This window comes from Helicobacter sp. MIT 01-3238, assembly GCF_003364135.1.
Taxonomy (GTDB): Bacteria; Campylobacterota; Campylobacteria; order Campylobacterales; family Helicobacteraceae; genus Helicobacter_B.
In genome coordinates, this window is the sequence record NZ_NXLN01000060.1 from 1 (window position 1) to 908 (window position 908).

Genomic DNA, 908 nt, shown 5'->3' on the forward strand with positions numbered 1-908 from the left:
GAGCAATCTAAGGGGCAAAATCTAGATAAGGGCTATAATAACTTTGAAGTCATAGACCAACTAGATGCGATATTTATCCCATACACTGGACGCAGGGATTGGAGATTTTTCGCTGTGCCTTATGCGACACATAGCTATGTGGATTTGGGAACTTCCCAAGCGCAAGAATACGCAGGCGGTGCACTACTTGGTATGCAGCGAAACCTACGCTCTTCTGGTATCATCGGTGCGTTTTTGGGCTATGAGTTTGTAAATACTGATACAGAGCTAACAGGTGGAGTAGATACTCGCATACAGACAAACTCACTCCAAGCAGGGCTAAACTACTTTAAGTCATTCTCTATCACTTCTAAAGTGTGGGAAGCATTTATCAAAGGTAGCGTGCGCGCTGGGATAGATATGCCAAACTTCACGGCAAAAGCAGGTGCGTTTGAGCTAAAGCTAGCAAACAATGCAAAAAATGTATCTATGCCTCTAGTGTATAATCTAGGTGCAGAGCTCAAAGGTGGGCTTACATTTTATCAATTCAAGCGCAACAGCTATGTAAGCCCTGAAGTAAGCCTAAGCTATGATATGATGGCTTCTACAAAGTCTATCATTACAAAGCCTATCGTAAATTTTGGGACAACGGCTACTTCATATCGCCCGCTAGGTGCTGATGAACGATATAGTGATGTCTATTGGCACTTGCCTCAACTAGGTGTGCATGTGCGCTACTATAAAATGTTTGGTAACAAATTCCGCACAAACCTAAAAGCAGGGATAAAGTATAATATGCTAAATAAACAAAAAGCATATATCCAAATCGGTAACCTAAAAGACGCTAGCGAAATCACACTCCCTGCAGTGTATGGAAATCTAGGGCTTGATTTGATTTGGATGATAAAGAAAAACCACGAGCTAAGTTT

Annotated in this window: 1 protein-coding gene; it reads left to right on the forward strand. The window is 41.7% G+C overall.

Annotation, left to right across the window (positions count from 1 at the left end; genetic code table 11):
- Positions 1 to 908, forward strand: a 908-nt coding sequence (locus tag CQA40_RS11375) for a hypothetical protein (RefSeq protein ID WP_181882937.1), incomplete at both ends; no start/stop codon positions are given.